This is a genomic window from Thermomonospora curvata DSM 43183, assembly GCF_000024385.1.
Taxonomy (GTDB): Bacteria; Actinomycetota; Actinomycetes; order Streptosporangiales; family Streptosporangiaceae; genus Thermomonospora; species Thermomonospora curvata.
Window position 1 is genome coordinate 3,267,892 of record NC_013510.1, and the last position, 16,658, is coordinate 3,284,549.

The 16,658-nt window shown below is 71.8% G+C and carries 13 protein-coding genes; 5 read left to right on the plus strand and 8 right to left on the minus strand.

The genetic code is table 11. The features are described from left to right. Nucleotides 1-197 precede the first annotated feature (197 nt). Genes TCUR_RS13815 through TCUR_RS13830 form a run of 4 tightly spaced genes read right to left on the minus strand, consistent with a single transcriptional unit; the run spans nucleotide 198 to nucleotide 4,048 of the window. Nucleotides 198-812, minus strand: coding sequence for a GTP-binding protein (locus tag TCUR_RS13815; RefSeq protein WP_012853132.1), 615 nt, complete (start codon nucleotides 810-812; stop codon nucleotides 198-200). After that, a complete protein-coding gene (locus TCUR_RS13820; protein WP_012853133.1) occupies nucleotides 793-1,191 on the minus strand; it encodes a DUF742 domain-containing protein in 399 nt (132 codons plus the stop codon). The genes TCUR_RS13815 and TCUR_RS13820 overlap by 20 nt, the downstream gene beginning before the upstream one ends. Nucleotides 1,192-1,198: 7 nt before the next feature. After that, nucleotides 1,199-1,651, minus strand: a complete 453-nt coding sequence (locus TCUR_RS13825; protein ID WP_012853134.1) for a roadblock/LC7 domain-containing protein — start codon at nucleotides 1,649-1,651, stop codon at nucleotides 1,199-1,201. Nucleotides 1,652-1,654: 3 nt separating this feature from the next. Continuing rightward, nucleotides 1,655-4,048: a sensor histidine kinase gene (locus tag TCUR_RS13830; RefSeq protein WP_012853135.1), complete on the minus strand. Its 2,394-nt coding sequence runs from the start codon at nucleotides 4,046-4,048 to the stop codon at nucleotides 1,655-1,657. A gap of 528 nt (nucleotides 4,049-4,576) precedes the next feature. Between TCUR_RS13830 and TCUR_RS13835 the strand changes: the two genes are divergently transcribed. After that, complete coding sequence (locus tag TCUR_RS13835) at nucleotides 4,577-5,191, plus strand: TetR/AcrR family transcriptional regulator (protein WP_041439735.1); 615 nt, start codon at nucleotides 4,577-4,579, stop codon at nucleotides 5,189-5,191. Between the two features lie 144 nt (nucleotides 5,192-5,335). Here TCUR_RS13835 and TCUR_RS13840 read toward each other — a convergent pair whose 3' ends face one another. Then, nucleotides 5,336-6,124: an enoyl-CoA hydratase-related protein gene (locus TCUR_RS13840; protein ID WP_012853137.1), complete on the minus strand. Its 789-nt coding sequence runs from the start codon at nucleotides 6,122-6,124 to the stop codon at nucleotides 5,336-5,338. A 314-nt stretch (nucleotides 6,125-6,438) separates the two neighbouring features. Between TCUR_RS13840 and TCUR_RS13845 the strand changes: the two genes are divergently transcribed. Beyond that, nucleotides 6,439-6,888: an Hsp20/alpha crystallin family protein gene (locus TCUR_RS13845; protein ID WP_012853138.1), complete on the plus strand. Its 450-nt coding sequence runs from the start codon at nucleotides 6,439-6,441 to the stop codon at nucleotides 6,886-6,888. Nucleotides 6,889-7,122: 234 nt separating this feature from the next. Here TCUR_RS13845 and TCUR_RS13850 read toward each other — a convergent pair whose 3' ends face one another. After that, complete coding sequence (locus TCUR_RS13850) at nucleotides 7,123-8,172, minus strand: NAD(P)-dependent alcohol dehydrogenase (RefSeq protein ID WP_012853139.1); 1,050 nt, start codon at nucleotides 8,170-8,172, stop codon at nucleotides 7,123-7,125. A gap of 250 nt (nucleotides 8,173-8,422) precedes the next feature. Here TCUR_RS13850 and TCUR_RS13855 point away from each other — a divergent pair, with 250 nt between their 5' ends. Together TCUR_RS13855 and TCUR_RS13860 are read left to right on the plus strand one after the other, a co-directional pair. Next, nucleotides 8,423-10,024 carry a bifunctional aminoglycoside phosphotransferase/ATP-binding protein gene (locus TCUR_RS13855; RefSeq protein WP_012853140.1) on the plus strand — a complete coding sequence of 534 codons (1,602 nt, stop codon included), beginning with the start codon at nucleotides 8,423-8,425 and terminating at the stop codon, nucleotides 10,022-10,024. 89 nt (nucleotides 10,025-10,113) lie between these two features. Next, nucleotides 10,114-10,719 carry a CBS domain-containing protein gene (locus tag TCUR_RS13860; protein WP_012853141.1) on the plus strand — a complete coding sequence of 202 codons (606 nt, stop codon included), beginning with the start codon at nucleotides 10,114-10,116 and terminating at the stop codon, nucleotides 10,717-10,719. A gap of 21 nt (nucleotides 10,720-10,740) precedes the next feature. Here the strand turns inward: TCUR_RS13860 and TCUR_RS13865 are convergent, their stop codons facing one another. Then, nucleotides 10,741-11,736, minus strand: coding sequence for an arabinan endo-1,5-alpha-L-arabinosidase (locus tag TCUR_RS13865; protein WP_012853142.1), 996 nt, complete (start codon nucleotides 11,734-11,736; stop codon nucleotides 10,741-10,743). A gap of 253 nt (nucleotides 11,737-11,989) precedes the next feature. Here TCUR_RS13865 and TCUR_RS13870 point away from each other — a divergent pair, with 253 nt between their 5' ends. Then, the gene (locus TCUR_RS13870; protein ID WP_012853143.1) at nucleotides 11,990-14,119 is read left to right on the plus strand and encodes a SpoIIE family protein phosphatase; all 2,130 of its coding nucleotides are present in this window, start codon (nucleotides 11,990-11,992) and stop codon (nucleotides 14,117-14,119) included. 17 nt (nucleotides 14,120-14,136) lie between these two features. On the opposite strand, the gene TCUR_RS13875 is transcribed toward TCUR_RS13870, so the two are convergent. Then, nucleotides 14,137-16,650 carry a DEAD/DEAH box helicase gene (locus TCUR_RS13875; RefSeq protein ID WP_012853144.1) on the minus strand — a complete coding sequence of 838 codons (2,514 nt, stop codon included), beginning with the start codon at nucleotides 16,648-16,650 and terminating at the stop codon, nucleotides 14,137-14,139. Nucleotides 16,651-16,658 lie beyond the last annotated feature (8 nt).

Below are 16,658 nucleotides of genomic sequence, written 5' to 3' on the forward strand. Positions count from 1 at the left end.
CGGTGACATCCGCGGCGTGCGGAGCAGCCGGAGAAGGTCAAGGACGCCTGCGATCGGCGCGCAGCGGAGTGAGGGCGCCGGCCGGTCTCCTCTGACGCCGCCCGAGCGTCGGGATGTGCCGGGACGGGCGCGGCCCCGGCCGGCAACACCGCCGAGGCCGCGGCGAGCCGAGGGTCGCCCTTCCCCGAGCGGGTGCGTCAGCGCCGCTGCTCCTCCAGCTCCGACACCCGGATGGCGTGCTCGACCAGGGCGACCAGGACCTCCTTGACCGACTCCCGCCGCCGGGCGTCACACAGCATCACCGGGACGCCCGGGTCGACGTCCAGTGCCTCGCGGATGGTCTCCACGCTGTAGCGGCGGGCGCCGTCGAAGCAGTTGACCGCGACGACGAAGGGCATCCCGCGCCGCTCGAAGTAGTCGATGGAGGCGAAGCTGGAGGTCAGCCGGCGGGTGTCGGCCAGGACGATGGCGCCCACCGCACCGTAGGCGATCTCGTCCCACATGAACCAGAACCGCTCCTGGCCCGGGGTGCCGAACAGGTAGAGGCGGACGCCGTCGGGGAAGGTCAGCCGGCCGAAGTCCATGGCCACCGTGGTGGTGCTCTTGCCCTCCACGCCCCTGATGTCGTCGACGCCGACGCTGACGTCGGTCAGCGTCTCCTCGGTGCGCAGCGGGCGGATCTCGCTGACCGAGCCGACCAGCGTGGTCTTGCCGACCCCGAACCCTCCCGCCACCAGGATCTTCAGGGCCACCCGCGGGACGTCGTCCAGGTCGTCGGAGAAGGCGGGCTGGTCAGAGGCGGCGGAGATCATCGAGCACCCTCATCAGTAGCCGGGTATCGGGTCGTTCGGGCATGGCGGTGCCGCCGGCATGGACGGCGCTCGGCTGCCGCTGCTCCTCGATCAGGCCGTGGTGGTAGAGGTCGCCGAGCAGCACCTGCACGACCCGCAGCGGCAGGTCCAGGTCCGAGGCCAGGTCGGCGGTGGTGGAGGGCCGGCGGCACAGCTCCAGCAGGCGGCGATGCTCGCGGGTCAGGCGCAGGTGGTCGCCGGGGCGGCGGCCGGTGGCGACCAGGATGGTGACCAGGTCGAACCGGATGCCGCGCGGCCTGGTCCGGCCTCGGGTGACGGCATAAGGGCGCACCAGCGGCCCGGCCTCCCGGCCGACCCAGCGCTCTTTGGGAGTTTCCATGGGCGTTTCAGCGTGGTCCGGGGGCGGGGTGGGCTCGGGTCACCGGCTCGGCGGCCTGCTGCTCGGCCTCGGCGCGGGGGGCGGCGGTCATGTGCCGGCGGACCCGCTTGATCAGCATCGCCGTCTCGTAGGCCACCATGCCGGCGTTGCCGGCCTCGCTCAGCACGGCCAGGCAGCTGCCGTTGCCGGCGGGCACGATGAAGAACAGCAGCCCGTCCATCTCCACGACGGTCTGCCGCACCCGCTTGGCGGCGAAGTGCTCGCGGGCGCCGTTGGCCAGGCTGTGGAAGCCCGACGACAGGGCGGCCAGGAACTCGGCGTCCCGGCGGGTGACGCCGCTGGATGCGCCCATGACGAGACCGTCGCGCGACAGCAGCACGGCCTGGCGCACCTCATCGACCCGCTGCACCAGGTCGTCGAGCAGCCAGCCGAGATCGCCGGCCTGTTGCGGCTGGTTCATGCCTTACCCCCGCTCATTCCATTGATCGAGATCCGGTGTTTCCTCATCGTCGTCGCGGCCGCGCATCCAGCCGGCCTGCAGCGACGACATCAGGTCACGGCTGTACTCCGGGCTGGGCTCGTCGAAGTCCTCCTCGTCCATCGCGGCGGACATCTGCGGGGAGGGGTCCCTGCGCAGCTGCGGCACCAGGTTTTCCTGCCGGCGGCGGCGCGGCAATGGACCTTCGCCCTCTGTGGGGGTCACATCGAGCGGGCCGGTGCCCTGCTCGACCGGGCCGGTGGCCGGGACGATGCCGATCGGCCCGGTGGCCTCGCCGATGGGGCCGGTATCGCCGCTGATGTGCCCGCCGTTGCCGCCCCTCCCGGCGGCGTGGCGGCCGCCGGAGGCCAGCGGGCCGGTGCCGGGCAGGTCGCGCACCGGGCGGCCCAGCCGGCCGGAGGGGGCGTGCCGCGGCTGGGGGTGGTGGGTCTGGCGGGCGCCCTCCGGCCCGGCCGGCACCGCCACCGGTTCCTGCCGGGCCTGCTGCCGTTCGGAGACCACCAGCGAGCCGGGGATCAGCACGACCGCGGTGGTGCCGCCGTAGGGCGACGGCTGCAGGGAGACCTTGATGCCGTGCCGGACGGCCAGGCGGGCGACCACGAACAGGCCCAGCTGCTCGGTGTCGGCCAGGTCGAACTCCGGCGGGTCGGCCAGGCGCTGGTTGAGCTCGGCCAGCTGCTCGGGGTGCATGCCGATGCCGCGGTCGATGATCTCCACGGCCAGTCCGTTGGCCACGGCGTCGGCCCGCACCACCACCTCGGTGGTGGGCGGGGAGAAGATGGTGGCGTTCTCGATCAGCTCGGCCAGCAGGTGGATCACGTCGGCGACCACGGCACCGGCGATCATGTCGGTCGAGGAGACGACGGCGTCCACCCGGGTGTAGTCCTCCACCTCGGCGATGGCGGCGCGGACGACGTCCTCGGCCGGCACCGGGTGGTCCCAGGCCCGCACGGTCGGCGAGCCGGCCAGGATCACCAGGCCCTCGGCGTGCCGCCGCATGCGGGTGGTCAGGTGGTCCAGCTTGAACAGGTCGTCCAGCTCCTCGGGGCTGGAGGCGCGGCGCTCCATGGTGTCCAGCAGCTTCAGCTGCCGCTGCAGCAGGGACTGGCTGCGCCAGGACAGGTTGATGAAGACCCGGTTGATGTTCTTGCGCAGCTCGGCCTCGCCGACGGCGGTCTGGATGGCGGTGCGCTGGACGACGGCGAAGGCGTCGGCGACCTCGGCGATCTCCCTGGTGCGGCCGGCCGCCAGGCGGGGCGCCTCGGCCGCCACGTCCACCTCTTCACCGCGGCGCAGCCGCGCCACCACGCGCGGCAGCCGTTCGTGGGCCAGGCTGTAGGCGGCCTGCTGCAGCCGGCGCAGCTCCCCGGAGACGCTGCGGGTGAACAGCACCGACAGCGTCACCGCGGCGATGACGGCCAGCAGGCCGACCCCGCCGGCCAGGTAGAAGCGCAGCTGGATCTGGTCGCCGATCTCGTGGGTGCGCTTGTTGAGCGCCTCACCGGTCTGGTGGATGGTGTTCCACCACATCGGCGCCAGCGCCGCGGTGCTGGCCTTCCAGTCGGCCAGCCGGACCCCGCCGCTGGTATTCACCCCGTGGGAGACCACGCCGGCCTCCAGCGACTGGTAGCGCTCGAACTCCGGGGAGCCGATCAGCCGCTGCACGGGCTTTTGCAGCTCGCCCTGGAAGACGACGGTCGACATGGCCATGAACTGGGCGCGGCTGCCGGCCCACCGGGCGAAGGCGGTGCGCTGGGCGCCGGTCAGCCGGCCGTCGGCGGGGACCGCCGCCAGCAGGGCGTCCTGGCGCAGCATCATGTCGCGGGCCATGGACGCCTGCATCACCGCGGCGGTGTTCCGCTGGATCTCCACCTCGTTGAGGTCGGAGATGGTGAGCAGCAGCTGGTAGGCCGCGTCGCTGATCCGGCTGTAGCCGTCCACGGCCGCCACCGGGTCGATGGCGTTCGCCCTGACCTGTGAGCGCAGCGTGCCGAGGGTGTCGAGCGCCTCGTTGAGCGCGGCCAGGCCCCGCCGGCCGTCCTCGTCGACCGCGTCCCGGGCCTCTTTGGAGAAGGCCAGGTTGCGGAAGCGGGCGACGATCGCGTCCAGTTTGGCCGACTCCTCCTGGAACTTGCGGGTGTTCTCGGTGCTCGGGTCCCCCATCAGGGCGGCCGCCGCGGCGCGCTCCCCTTCGAGCACCTGGGCGACGGCGGCGCTCGGGGTGCCGACGCGGTCGTAGAGGGTGTTGAAGTTCCGTTTGGCCAGCACGCCCGACAGGGTGAGGCTCGCGGCGAACCCCCACAGCGTGATCAGCGAGAGCAGCGGGATGACGAGCAGCAACGCGATCCGGCTCCGCATGGCCCGGGTGCGGGGACGTTGATGGGATCCCGGAGTCTGGTCACGCTTCGACAAGATCGTCACTCCATGATCGGTCCCGCCGCCGCCACGGCGGCGAAGAGCGCCTGCTCGCCCCGGAGGTCGTCGGAGGAAACAGCGACACACCCACCCCCAGGGGCACGGTCCGGCCAACTCCACGGAAGCTTAGGGGATAGCCCATTCATGGGCATCTGCGACACAGTAACAACAAATCCGTGGTCAGGGCATATACTCCCCCGCCGATGCCCTCTTCGGCCGGCCTGTGAAAGCACGGTTTCTACGACGCGGTAACACGGTGCCGAAGTGGCGCCGTTCACTCTCCCGGCCGCACCCGGCCCGTCCGATCCCGTCCGGGCGGTGTTCCAGGACGGCCGGCCGGTCTTCGAACGGTGACCTCACCGTTTCCCGGACATCGGCAAATGTCACCCTACGACCGGATGTGTCGCCGGTACTCTGTCGCCCTGACCGCCACAGCGCCGGGCGCGTGGCCCGGCATGTCGGGAAGGGGGCGTGGCCGTGCCGCCGAAGCAGGCCGCCGCCGAGCGGGCGCGCATCATGGAGGCCGCCTACCGTTGCCTGGCCGACAGCGATGGCGCGACCGCGTCGATCACGGACATCCTCAGCACCGCGGGACTGTCGACCCGTGCCTTCTACCGGCACTTCGACTCCAAGGACGGGCTGCTGCTGGCCATGTTCCGCCGGGACGCCGACCGCCTGCTGGCAGAGCTGCGGGAGGCGACGTCCGCGGCGGCCACTCCGGCCGAAGCACTGCGCGTGATGGCCCATGTGATGCTGCGCCTGACGGCCGACCCGCGCCGCCGGCGGCGGGTGCTGGTGCTGACCTCCGCAGAAGCCCGGCGGGCCCGCGGTTACGCCGCCGAGCACCAGCGCTTCGTGGCCGCCCAGGAGGCGGCCATCGCCGAGATCCTGCGGGCCGGCCGGGCGGACGGCTCCTTCCCCTGGGCCGATCCGGAAGGCGACGCCCGTTTCATCCAGGCGGCGCTGGGTCAGGCGTTCATGGAGCAGATGACACAGACCGCCCGCCTCGGCCCCGCCGAGGCCGCCGACCAGGTGGTCGGCTTCGCCCTGCGCGCCCTCGGCGCGCCCGCCGGGCGGCGGGACTGACCCTCGGCCTGCCGAGCCTTTTCACCACGCCGTCCCCGCAGATCGCAGGCGGAGGCCTCGCAGTCGGGGACAATGCCGCGGCCTGCGATGTCATACCGCGGGGCTCCCCTCCCAGGTCTCCTGAGACCGCGTGGCGATAAAGGCTCACTGCAGCGGCGCGAAGACCGGCGGGCGCTTTTCGCGGCGGGCCGCGAGCGCCTCGGCCAGGTCCGGGCCGTCGAAGGAGGCGTCCATCAGTTTCAGCGTCTCGGCCAGCGCCTCATCGTGCCCGCGTTCCAGGTCGGCCCACACCTGGGCCTTGATCGTCGCCAGCGAGTGCGGCGAGCAGCCGGAGGCCAGGTCGGCGGCGTAGTCCACGGCCTCAGCCAGCAGCCGCTCCGGCTCGACCACCCGGTGCACCAGCCCGATCCGCTCGGCCTCCTCGGCGTCCAGCGTCCGGCCCGACAGCAACAGCTCCATCGCCCGCGAGGCGCCGATCAGCCGGGGCAGCAGCCACGACAGCCCGTACTCGGCGACCAGTCCCAGCCGGGAGAAGCTGGTGGTCATCTTCACTCCCCGGGCCGCAAAGCGCACGTCGCTGCCGAGCATGTAGGCGAAACCGATGCCGGCCACCGGGCCGTTGACGGCCGCGATCACCGGGGTGCGCAGCCGCAGCGCCAGGTGGGGCAGGTCTTCTGCCGGCGGCAGGAACGTCCGGATGGCCTGCGGGCCCTGGTTGAGGATCGCCAGGTCGGCGCCGGCGCAAAAGCCCCGGCCGGCCCCGGTCACCACGATGGCCCGCACCTGCGGGTCGGCGTCGGCCTCCCGCAGCGCGTGCGCGTACTCCATCGCCATCTGCTTGGTCATGGCGTTGAGCACCTGCGGCCGGTTGAGCGTGACCACCGCCACCGAACGCTCCTGGCGCACCAGCACGGTCTCTTCGGTGTTCTCCATCGACCCCTCCCATCGGCATCGGGCGCCCGCCGGCGGCGCGGCGGGGCGAGGCCGACCGTATCGAAGCCGCTTCACGCGGCCCTACCGGCCCCGGTGCCTTGGGCGTCCGCCGTGCGGCCTGGAGGCGGGAGGCACGGCCGAAGACATCCGAATCTCGCCGCCCCCGCTCTTTTAGAGAGGTTCCGGCGAAGAGCCGGCCGGTGGAAATTCCTCCGGGGACCAAAGTCCCGCTCCTTCGGGCCCGTCGGACCTTCAATGAAACGGCTTCGGTGAGTGAACTGAAAACGCAGAAGATCTTCCGTAAGGAGGCTGCCATGAGCACTCAGGTACGTCGCCGCTCAAGCGGACTGCTGCCCGCTTTCGCCGACTTCCCCGACCTGTTCCCGGAATTCTTCGACAGGGTCGAGTCGCCGCTGGCGCTGCTGCGCGGTTTCACCGGCCAGCTCATCCGGGTGGAGGACTACGTCGAGGGCGATGACTACATCGTGCGGGCCGAGCTGCCCGGCGTCGACCCCGACAAGGACATCGAGATCACCGTCTCCGACGACGCCCTGCACATCCGCGCCGAGCGGCAGGAGGAGTACCGGGAGGGACGGCGCTCTGAGTTCCGCTACGGGTCGTTCTCGCGGACGCTGCCGCTGCCCAAGGGCGTCAACGCCGACAGCGTGAAGGCCTCCTACGACAAGGGCGTCCTCACCGTCACGGTGCCGCTGCCCAAGGAGCCCAAGGCCGAGGCCAAGCGCGTGGCCATCAAGAAGAAGTGACGCCCCGCCGGGCCGCCCGGCACCGCCGGAGTGCCGGGCGGGTATCGGCGTGTTTCCCCTTGCATGAAATCCCATCCCGCTGAAAAAGGTTCGAAGAATTCATAACCCGCCCGGCCGGCGAATCACTCTGCGGCATAAATCCCTTCCGGCCCATCGGATCAAGGACCTTCGCCCCTCGTCCGCTGAAAAGCGCCGCCGGCCCTGAGGGGATCCGGCCGGGCTGCGGGCCCCGGGTCAGGACGGGGTGATCACGGCGCGTCCGCTGAGCTCCCCGGCCTGCAGCCGCCGGTAGGCCTCCACCGCCCGCTCCAGCGGGTAGGTGACGATCGTCGGGCTGACCAGCCCGCGGGCGGCCAGGTCGAGGACCTCGATCAGTTCCGGGCGGCTGCCCCAGTAGGTGCTCTGCACCGAGACCTCATACGGCGGGGAGAAGAACGACACCGGCAGCGTGCCGCCGGCGATGCCGACGATGGTGATATCGCCGACCATCCGGGCCGCGGCCCCGGCCATGGCCAAGGTGGCGTCGGAGCCCACGAAATCCAAGATCACATCGGCGCCGCGGCCCCCGGTGGCCGAGCGGATCTCCGCCGCGGTGTCCTTCCCGGAGAGCAAGGCCTGATCGGCGCCGGAGGCCAGGGCGAGTTTGAGCGCCGCCTCGCGGGTGTCGACCGCGATGATGCGGGCGGCGGTCGTCGCCTTGAGGATCTGCACCCCCATGTGGCCGAGCCCGCCGACCCCGATGACCACGGCGGTGCTGCCCGGCGGGAGCTTGCCCCAGGAGCGGCGGATCGCGTGGTAGGGGGTGAGCCCGGCGTCGGTGATCGGCGCGGCCGACACCGGGTCCAGCCCGTCCGGCAGCGGAACCAGGAACCGGGGATGCGGGATGAGCATGAACTCGGACATGCCGCCGTCGGCTCCGAGCCCGCCACCGCCGCCGGGGGCCGGCGAGGCCGAGGTGTTCTCGCAGTAGGTCTCCACGCCGACCCGGCAGCGCTCACAGAAACCGCACCCCCAGGGGCCGTAGACGGCGACCGGCTGCCCGATCTCCAGCCCGGTGACCCCCTCGCCGAGCGCATGGACCCAGCCGGCGTTCTCGTGGCCGAGGGTGAACGGCGGGTCCCAGGGCATCTGACCGGGCTGGAAGTCGTGCATCAGGTGCAGGTCGGAATGGCAGGCGCCGGCGCCGCCGACCCGGATCACCACCTGGCCCGGGCCGGGCTCGGGCTCGGGAAGCTCCACCAGCTCCGGTTCGGAGTTCCACCGCATCAACCGCAATGCGCGCATCGCGGCCCCCCTTTCTCCCGTGGTCTGCGGATCGGCTGCGGAGGCCGCAGGATGCATGCCCGCATTCGGCGGGAAATACCTCAACGCACCCAAGCTCTTCCCCGTCCGCCCGATGAAGCGCGGAAAGGGCGCCTCGCCGGGCGGACGTCCCGTCGCGGCCGGAGCATCGGCGCCTCCGGCGGGGACCTTCGGCTCTGTTCGATCCCGGTGCGGCGGCATACGGTCGAAGCATCCGAGCAGGAGGACGTCCATGGACACCACCACGGACCACGCCGCCGACCGCGACCGGGCCGCCGCGGTCAGCGAGACCCACACCGGGATCGTCTTCTTCGCCGGCGAGCGGGCCTACAAGGTCAAAAAGCCGGTCGATCTGGGTTTCGTCGACCTGACCACCCGGCGGGAGCGCCGGCGGGTGTGCCACCGGGAGGTGGAGCTGAACCGGCGTTTCGCCGGCGACGTGTACCTGGGGGTCGCCGAGCTGTCCGGGCCGGGCGACGAACCGCCCGAGCCGATCGTGGTGATGCGCCGCATGCCGGCCGGGCGCCGGCTGGCGACGCTGGTGGCCGCGCGCCGGCCGGTGGAGGAGCCGCTGCGGGCGGTCGCCCGCACACTGGCGGCCTGGCACGCCCAGGCGCCGCGCGGCCCGCACATCAGCGAGCAGGGGTCGCGGGACGCGCTGCGGCAGCGCTGGCGGGACAGCTTCGAGCAGGTCCGGCCCTTCCACGGCCGCTCGATCGGCGCGGCCGAGGCCGCCGAGATCGAAGAGCGCGTCCTGCGCTTCCTGGCCGGGCGCGAGCCGCTGTTCCGGTCGCGGATCCAGGCCGGACGCATCGTCGACGGCCACGGGGACCTGATGGCCACCGACATCTTCTGCCTGGACGACGGGCCGCGCATCCTGGACTGCCTGGAGTTCGACGACCGGCTGCGCTGGCTGGACGGCCTCGACGACGCCTCCTTCCTGGCCATGGACCTGGAACGGCTGGGCGCCCCCGGCCTGGCCGAGCGTTTCCTGTACTGGTACGCCGAGTACGCCGCCGACCCGGCGCCGGCCTCGCTGCGGCACCACTATGTGGCCTACCGGGCCTTCGTCCGCGCCAAGGTCGCCTGCCTGCGCCACGCCCAGGGCGATGCGGCCGCCGCCGCGCAGATCGACCCGCTCACCGAGCTGACGCTGCGGCACCTGCGGGCCGGGGCGGTGGGGCTGATCCTGGTCGGCGGGCTGCCCGGCACCGGCAAGTCCACGCTGGCCCGTTCGCTGGGCGACCGGCTCGGCTGCGCCGTGCTCAACAGCGACGTGGTCCGCAAGGAGCTGGCCGGCATCCCGCCGGACCAGTCGGCCGCCGCCCCCTACGGCACGGGCATCTACAGCCCCGCCCACACCGAACGCACGTACGCGACCTTGCTGGGCCGGGCCGAGACGCTGCTGGAGCAGGGCGAGAGCGTGGTGCTCGACGCCTCCTGGACGGTGGCCGAGCACCGCACCCTGGCCCGCCTGCTGGCCCGCCGCACCCACGCCGACCTGTTCGCCCTGCGCTGTGAGGCCCCGCCGGCGCTGGCCGAGCAGCGCATGCGGGGCCAGGACGGGCGGCCCCTCCGACGCCGACCCCGAGATCGCGGCGGCCATGGCCGCCCGCAGCGCCCCCTGGCCCGAGGCCGACGTCATCGACACCTCCGGCCCCGCCGACAAGGCCGTCGAGCAGGCGCTGTCGATCGTGCGCCCGCACGGCGCCGAGCACGTGTGGCCCCGCCGCCCGCAACTGCCGCCGGGCTGAGGCGAGCGCGCTGCGGCCGCGGGCCCTCATCCGGCCGGATGGGAACGAAGGCTCATCCAGGGGCGCGCAGCGCCCGGTAAGGAAGATCTCGCCGGCCGGGTCCGCCCGCGGGTAGGGCTGGGAACATGACCGGGCGACCGCCGGCACCGCCGACCGAAAGGACCCTGCCATGCTCGTCCGAGAGGCCATGACCTCCCCCGTGGTGACGGTGTCGCCGGACGCGACCGTCCGCCAGGCGATCCGGGTGCTGTATGAGCACAACATCACCGCGGCGCCCGTGGTGGACGACAGCGGCGCCATGGTCGGCATCGTCAGCGAGATGGACCTGCTGCGCGGGGAGTTCGCCGCCGATCCGCGCGCCTTCGCCCGGCCGGTGGCCGGGCCGCACGAGCCGCCGCCGCGCCTGGTGCGGGACGTCATGATCACCGATGTGCGCACCGCGCAGCCCACCACCGACGTGGCCGAGCTGGCCGAGATGATGATGCGGACCGCCATCAAGAGCGTGCCCGTGCTGGACGGCGACACCCTGGTCGGCATGGTCAGCCGCCGGGACCTGATGGCGGTGCTGGCCCGCGGCGACGCCCGCATCCGCGACGACGTGCTGTCGGCGCTGGCCGAGCTGATGCCCGGCGGCCACGACTGGACCGCCGAGGTCACCGACGGGGTGGTGCGGCTGAGCGGCCCGGCCGGCGATGAGAACGCCCGGCACATCGCCGAGACCATCGCCCGGACCGTGCCCGGGGTCACCCGCGTCCTGCTGGAGGAGCCGGCCTGACCCCGGGCGCCGCGTCACCGATCACCACACATACGGCCAGCCCGCGGCGTCGAAGCCCAGGTAGTTGATGCCGAGCTTGTGACGGCCGCCGTCGGTGCGGTCGTAGTAGTGGTAGACCAGCAGGTCCTGGTTGCCGTCGCGCAGGACGCTCTGGCCGCCGGGACCGATCACCCGGTTGCCGTGGGAGGCCAGGACCTGGGTGCCGCCGCCGCTGAGCAGCGGCCGCCCGGAACGGTCGACGTAGGGGCCGGTGATGGAGCGGGAACGGCCGACCATGATGCGGTAGGTGCTGGAGGTGCCCCGGCAGCACAGGTCCCAGGAGGTGAACAGGTAGTAGTAGCCGTTGCGGTAGATGATGTGCGGGGCCTCGATGCCCAGGTCGTCCCTGCTGCGGCGGGCCAGGGAGTAGATGGTGCGGTCGCTGTGCCGGTTGCCGGTGGCCGGGTCGATGCGGATCAGCTTGATGCCCGTCCACCAGGAGCCGAACGCCAGCCACCAGCGGCCCTGGGCGTCCACCGTCAGCTGCGGGTCGATGGCGTTGTAGTCGTCGCGGGACGAGGAGGTGATCACCCGTCCCCGGTCGCGCCAGGTGCCCGGGCGGCCGCTGTCGCTGACCGCCAGCCCGATCGCCGAATTGTTGGAGCCGAAGGTGGAGGCCGAGTAGTACATCAGGTACCGGCCGCCCTGGTAGGACACGTCCGGCGCCCACAGTTCACGGGGGTCGCCGCTGTAGGCGGTCGCCCATGACGCCCCGGCGGGCAGCGCCGAGCCGGCGTGAGAGAAATCGATCCGGTTGGTGGACGAACGCGCCTCCAGCCCGTTGTGGGTCGAGTACACGTAGTAGGTGCCGTCCGCGGCGCGGATCATCGTGGGGTCGTGCACGAAGACGTCGCCCCGCACCAGTCCCGGCTCCGGATAGGCCGCACGGGCCGGGCCCGCCATCGCCAACGCGGTGGCGGCGGCCAGCCCCACCGCCAGGACGCCGCGGCGGATCCGCCTGGAACAAACGCCGATCATGGGCTCCTCCTCGGTTCTGCCGGCGCAGTCCAGCACGCCCGGGGCCGCCGTCCAAGGGGCTTTCACAACTGTGGTCGCCCGCGACAACCGCCCGGCCGGGCCGGTGTGAGTCCCCACCTTCCCGGCTCGCTTTGCGCGCCGGGACGCATCGTCGCCGGGGTGTGTACGGCTCGCGCCAACCGGGCATATGCCGCTGACGGAGGTACGGCGGAGGTATTTGCGCTGATGGCAGGGCATATGAGGGCGGCGGGTCATGGGTGGCGGTGCCGGGTCTTCCGGTGAGTTCGACCCCGAGGCGATCGAGGCGCTGCTGGTCCGGACGGTGCGGCGGGTGGGTGCCGGTTCCTGCATGCTGTACCTGCTGCTGCCGGAAGAGCAGGTGCTGCGGCTGGCCGTGCTCAGCGGGATCACCCCGGAGATCGTCCAGTCGTGGAAACGCGTCCCGCTGAGCTGGTCGCTGCCGATCACCCAGGCGATCCAGGAGCACCGCCCGGTCTGGCTGACCAGCCAGGGCGACCTGTCCCGCGACTACCCGCAGCTGGCGTTCGTGCTGCCCTACCTGTTCACGATGGTCGCCCTCCCGATCACCGCAGAAGGCACCGACCTGGGGGTGCTGGTGCTGCAGTGGCCGGCCTCCCACCCGCCCGGCCCTTCCCCGGCCGAGCAGGAGCGGCTCGACAAGACCTGCCACCGCCTGGCGGACCTGCTGCAGCAGGCCTTCGCGTCCGGCTGGCCGGAGCCGTCCGCCCTCGAACCGCGCGTGGTCGCCTCCCACCCGTCCCACCTGGCCTCCCCCGCCGAGGCCGCGGCCGCGGTCGAGCTCGTCGAGCGCCTTCCCGAGGGATTTTGCTCGCTGGACCTGGAGGGGCGGCTCACCTTCCTCAACAGCACCGCCGCCAACCTGCTGGGAAAGCCCAGGACGCAACTGCTGGGCAGGCCGCCGTGGAAGGAGCTGCCCTGGCTGCAGGACCCGGTCTATGAGGACCGCTACCAGGCGGCCCTGGTCAGCCGGCAGGTCACGTCCTTCAGCGCCCGTCCCCCCGGCGGCCGGTGGCTGTCCTTTGAGCTGTACCCCGACTCCCAGGGGGTCAGCGTGCGCATCACCCCCACCACCACACCGGAGGGGGCAGAGGAACCGCCCAGGCCCGCCGCGGCGGCCCCCCGGCGGCGGCTGCGCCCCGGCGCGCTCTACCAGCTGGTGCAGCTGGCCGCCATGTTCACCGAGGCGGTGGGGGTCCAGGACGTGGTCGACCTGGTCGCCGACCAGATCATGCCTGCCTTCGACGCCCAGGGGCTGGTGCTGTTCGAACTGGAGAACAACCGGCTGCGCGCCATCGGCTTTCGCGGGTACTCCCCGGAGGCGGTGGACCAGCTCAACGTGATCTCCCTGAAGACCCCGCTCACCCCGGTGGAGCGGATGGCGGCACGGGGCTCGCCGGTCTTCATCGAGTCCCCGGAAGAGGTGGAGGAGAACTACCCCGGCATCCCGCGGCTGACGGGCAAGGCGGCCTGGGCCGTCCTGCCGCTGGTCGTCTCAGGCCGGATGACCGGGTGCTGCCTGCTGTCCTACGACCGGCCGCACGAGTTCTCCCCCGAAGAGCGCACCATCTTGACCTCGCTGGCCGGGCTCATCGCCCAGGCGCTGGCCCGCGCCCGGCTGTATGACACCAAGCACGACCTCGCCCACAGCCTGCAGTCCACCCTGCTGCCCACCGTCCTGCCCACCGTGCCGGGGCTGGATGTGGCCGCCCGCTACCTGCCGGCCACCCGCGGCATGGACATCGGCGGCGACTTCTATGACCTGATCCACCTGGACGACGAAACCGCCGCCGCCGTGATCGGGGACGTGCAGGGCCACAACGTCACCGCCGCCGCCCTCATGGGCCAGGTCCGCACCGCCGTGCACGCCCACGCGGCGGCGGGGGCCGGCCCCGGGGACGTGCTCTCCCACACCAACCGGCTGCTGACCGACCTGAGCCCGGGGCTGTTCACCAGCTGCCTGTACGCCCACATCGATCTGAAGAACGAGCGGATGCACCTGGCCTCGGCCGGGCATCTGCCGCCGCTGCTGCGGCACCCCGACGGGAGCACCGAGGTGCTGTGGGTCGATCCCGGGCTGCTGCTCGGCATCGAGCAGGACGTCGAGTACCCCACCACCGAGGTGCCGCTGCCGGCCCGTTCGGTCCTGGTCCTGTACACCGACGGCCTGGTGGAATCGCCGGACGTCGACATGGACACGGCGATGGAGGGGCTGGCCGACGTGCTCTCGCAGGCCGGGCAGGCCCCGGCGGATTACCTGGCCACCGCCCTGGTGGAGTACCGCCGGCGGCTCAACGCGCTCGACGACGACATCGCCCTGCTGTTGCTGAACGCCCAGCCGTAGCCGTCGCGGCCGGCCGCTCACATGCGGTCCACCGACAGCACCCGGATGACGGCGGTGCCGGCCTCGTCGGAGGCGGCCAGGTCCACCTCGGCCGAGATGCCCCAGTCGTGGTCGCCGGCCGGGTCGTCGAAGATCTGCCGGACCCGCCACAGCGCTTCTGCGGGGGCCTCCTCGATCAGCAGCAGCTTGGGGCCGCGGGCATCGGGGCCGGTCAGCAGCTCCTCGTGCTCGGCGTAGTAGGCCTCCATGGCCTGCTCCCAGCCGTCGGCGCCGAAGTCCGGGTCCAGCTCCCCCAGCTCCTGGTAGCGCTCCAGGGCGGCCAGCTCGACCCGGCGGAACATGGCGTTGCGCACCAGCACCCGGAACGCCCGCGGGTTGGCGGTGACCTTGGCGGCCGGGGCGTCGGCCACCGTGTCTTCCTCTTCCTTGGGCTCGGTGGGGTTGGCCAGCTGCTCCCACTCGTCCAGCAGGCTGGAGTCGACCTGGCGGACCATCTCGCCCAGCCACTCGATCAGGTCGATCAGCTCCTCGGTCTTGATCGACTCCGGCACGGTCTGCTGCAGGGCCTTATAGGCGCTGGACAGGTAGCGCAGCAGCAGCCCTTCGGCGCGGGCCAGCTCGTAGTGGCCGATGTACTCCACGAACGTCATCGCCCGCTCGTACATGTCGCGGACGATGGACTTGGGCGAGAGCGGATGGTCGCTCACCCACGGGTGGCCGCGGCGGTAGATGTCGTAGGCGGCCTGCAGCTCCTCTTCCAGCGGCTTGGGGTAGGTGACGTCCTGGAGCCGCTCCATGCGCTCTTCGTACTCCAGCCCGTCGGCCTTCATCTGGGCGATGGCCTCGGCGCGGGCCTTGTTCTCCTGGGCGGCCAGGATCTGGCGGGGGTCGTCCAGCGTCGCCTCGATCACCGACAGCACATCCAGCGCGTAGGTCGGGGAGGCGCGGTCCAGCAGCTCGAAGGCGGCCAGCGCGAACGTCGACAGCGGCTGGTTGAGGGCGAAGTCCTCCTGCAGGTCCACCGTCAGCCGGACGTAGCGGCCCTCTTCGTCGGGCTCCTCCAGCTGCTCGACCACTCCCCCGTCCCGCAGCGACCGGTAGATGGCGATGGCGTGGCTGATGTGCTTGCGCTGCCGCTCCCGGGGCTCGTGGTTGTCGGTCAGCAGCTTCTTCATCGCCTGGAAGGGGTTGCCGGGCCGGGAGATCACCGACAGCAGCATGGCGTGGGTGACCTTGAAGCGGGACTGCAGCGGCTCCGGCGGGGCGCTTTGCAGCTTGCGGAAGGTGTCCTCGTTCCAGGACACGAAGCCCTCGGGGGGCTTTTTGCGCACCACCTTGCGGCGCTTTTTGGGGTCGTCGCCGGCCTTGGCCAGCGCCCGCTCGTTCTCGATGACGTGCTCGGGGGCCTGGGCGACCACGTACCCGATGGTGTCGAACCCGGCGCGGCCGGCCCGCCCGGCGATCTGGTGGAACTCGCGGGCCCGCAGCCGCCGCACCCGCTGGCCGTCGAACTTGCTCAGCGCGGTGAACACCACGGTGCGGATGGGGACGTTGACGCCGACGCCGAGGGTGTCGGTGCCGCAGATGACCTTCAGCAGCCCGGCCTGGGCCAGCCGCTCCACCAGCCGCCGGTACTTGGGCAGCATCCCGGCGTGGTGCACCCCGATGCCGTGCCGCACAAAACGCGACAGGTTGCGGCCGAAGCGGGTGGTGAACCGGAAGTTGCCGATCATCTCGGCGATCTCGGCCTTCTCCTCCTTGGTGCAGACGTTGACGCTCATCAGCGCCTGCGCCCGGTCCATCGCCGCCGCCTGGGTGAAGTGCACCACGTAGATGGGGGCCTTGTCGGCCTTGAGGAGGTCTTCGATGGTCTCGTGCAGCGGGGTGGTGCGGTACTCGTACTCCAGCGGGACGGGACGTTCGGCGGAGGTGACCACCGCGGTGGGACGGCCGGTGCGCCGGGTCAGGTCCTTTTCGAAGTGGCTGACATCGCCCAGCGTCGCCGACATCAGCAGGAACTGCGCCTGGGGCAGCTCCAGCAGCGGCACCTGCCAGGCCCAGCCGCGGTCCGGCTCGGCGTAGAAGTGGAACTCGTCCATGATGACCGTGCCGATGTCGGCGTCGGCGCCCTCGCGCAGCGCGATGGAGGCCAGCACCTCGGCGGTGCAGCAGATGATGGGGGCGTCGGCGTTGACGCTGGCGTCCCCGGTCATCATGCCGACGTTCTCGCTGCCGAACATCTCGCACAGGTCGAAGAACTTCTCCGACACCAGCGCCTTGATCGGAGCGGTGTAGAAGCTGACCTGGTCGCGGCCGAGCGCGGCGAAGTGCGCCCCGGCGGCCACCAGGCTCTTGCCCGACCCGGTCGGCGTGGCGAGGATCACGTTGGATCCGGACACCACCTCGATCAGCGCCTCCTCCTGGGCCGGGTACAGCGTGATGCCACGCTCGGACACCCAGGCTTGGAACCTGTCGAAGAGGGTGTCGGGGTCGGCTTTGTCGGGGGGCGGCAACCGATCGATGAGGTTCACGCATCCAT

Bases quoted from the DNA above. Each gene is read 5' to 3' on its own strand.
- TCUR_RS13820 (WP_012853133.1), bottom strand. From the start codon at position 1,191: ATGGAAACTCCCAAAGAGCGCTGGGTCGGCCGGGAGGCCGGGCCGCTG.
- TCUR_RS13830 (WP_012853135.1), bottom strand. From the start codon at position 4,048: ATGCGGAGCCGGATCGCGTTGCTGCTCGTCATCCCGCTGCTCTCGCTG.
- TCUR_RS13865 (WP_012853142.1), bottom strand. From the start codon at position 11,736: ATGATCGGCGTTTGTTCCAGGCGGATCCGCCGCGGCGTCCTGGCGGTG.
- TCUR_RS13850 (WP_012853139.1), bottom strand. From the start codon at position 8,172: ATGCGCGCATTGCGGTTGATGCGGTGGAACTCCGAACCGGAGCTGGTG.
- TCUR_RS13855 (WP_012853140.1), top strand. From the start codon at position 8,423: ATGGACACCACCACGGACCACGCCGCCGACCGCGACCGGGCCGCCGCG.
- TCUR_RS13825 (WP_012853134.1), bottom strand. From the start codon at position 1,651: ATGAACCAGCCGCAACAGGCCGGCGATCTCGGCTGGCTGCTCGACGAC.
- TCUR_RS13845 (WP_012853138.1), top strand. From the start codon at position 6,439: ATGAGCACTCAGGTACGTCGCCGCTCAAGCGGACTGCTGCCCGCTTTC.
- TCUR_RS13815 (WP_012853132.1), bottom strand. From the start codon at position 812: ATGATCTCCGCCGCCTCTGACCAGCCCGCCTTCTCCGACGACCTGGAC.
- TCUR_RS13870 (WP_012853143.1), top strand. From the start codon at position 11,990: ATGGGTGGCGGTGCCGGGTCTTCCGGTGAGTTCGACCCCGAGGCGATC.
- TCUR_RS13860 (WP_012853141.1), top strand. From the start codon at position 10,114: ATGCTCGTCCGAGAGGCCATGACCTCCCCCGTGGTGACGGTGTCGCCG.
- TCUR_RS13840 (WP_012853137.1), bottom strand. From the start codon at position 6,124: ATGGAGAACACCGAAGAGACCGTGCTGGTGCGCCAGGAGCGTTCGGTG.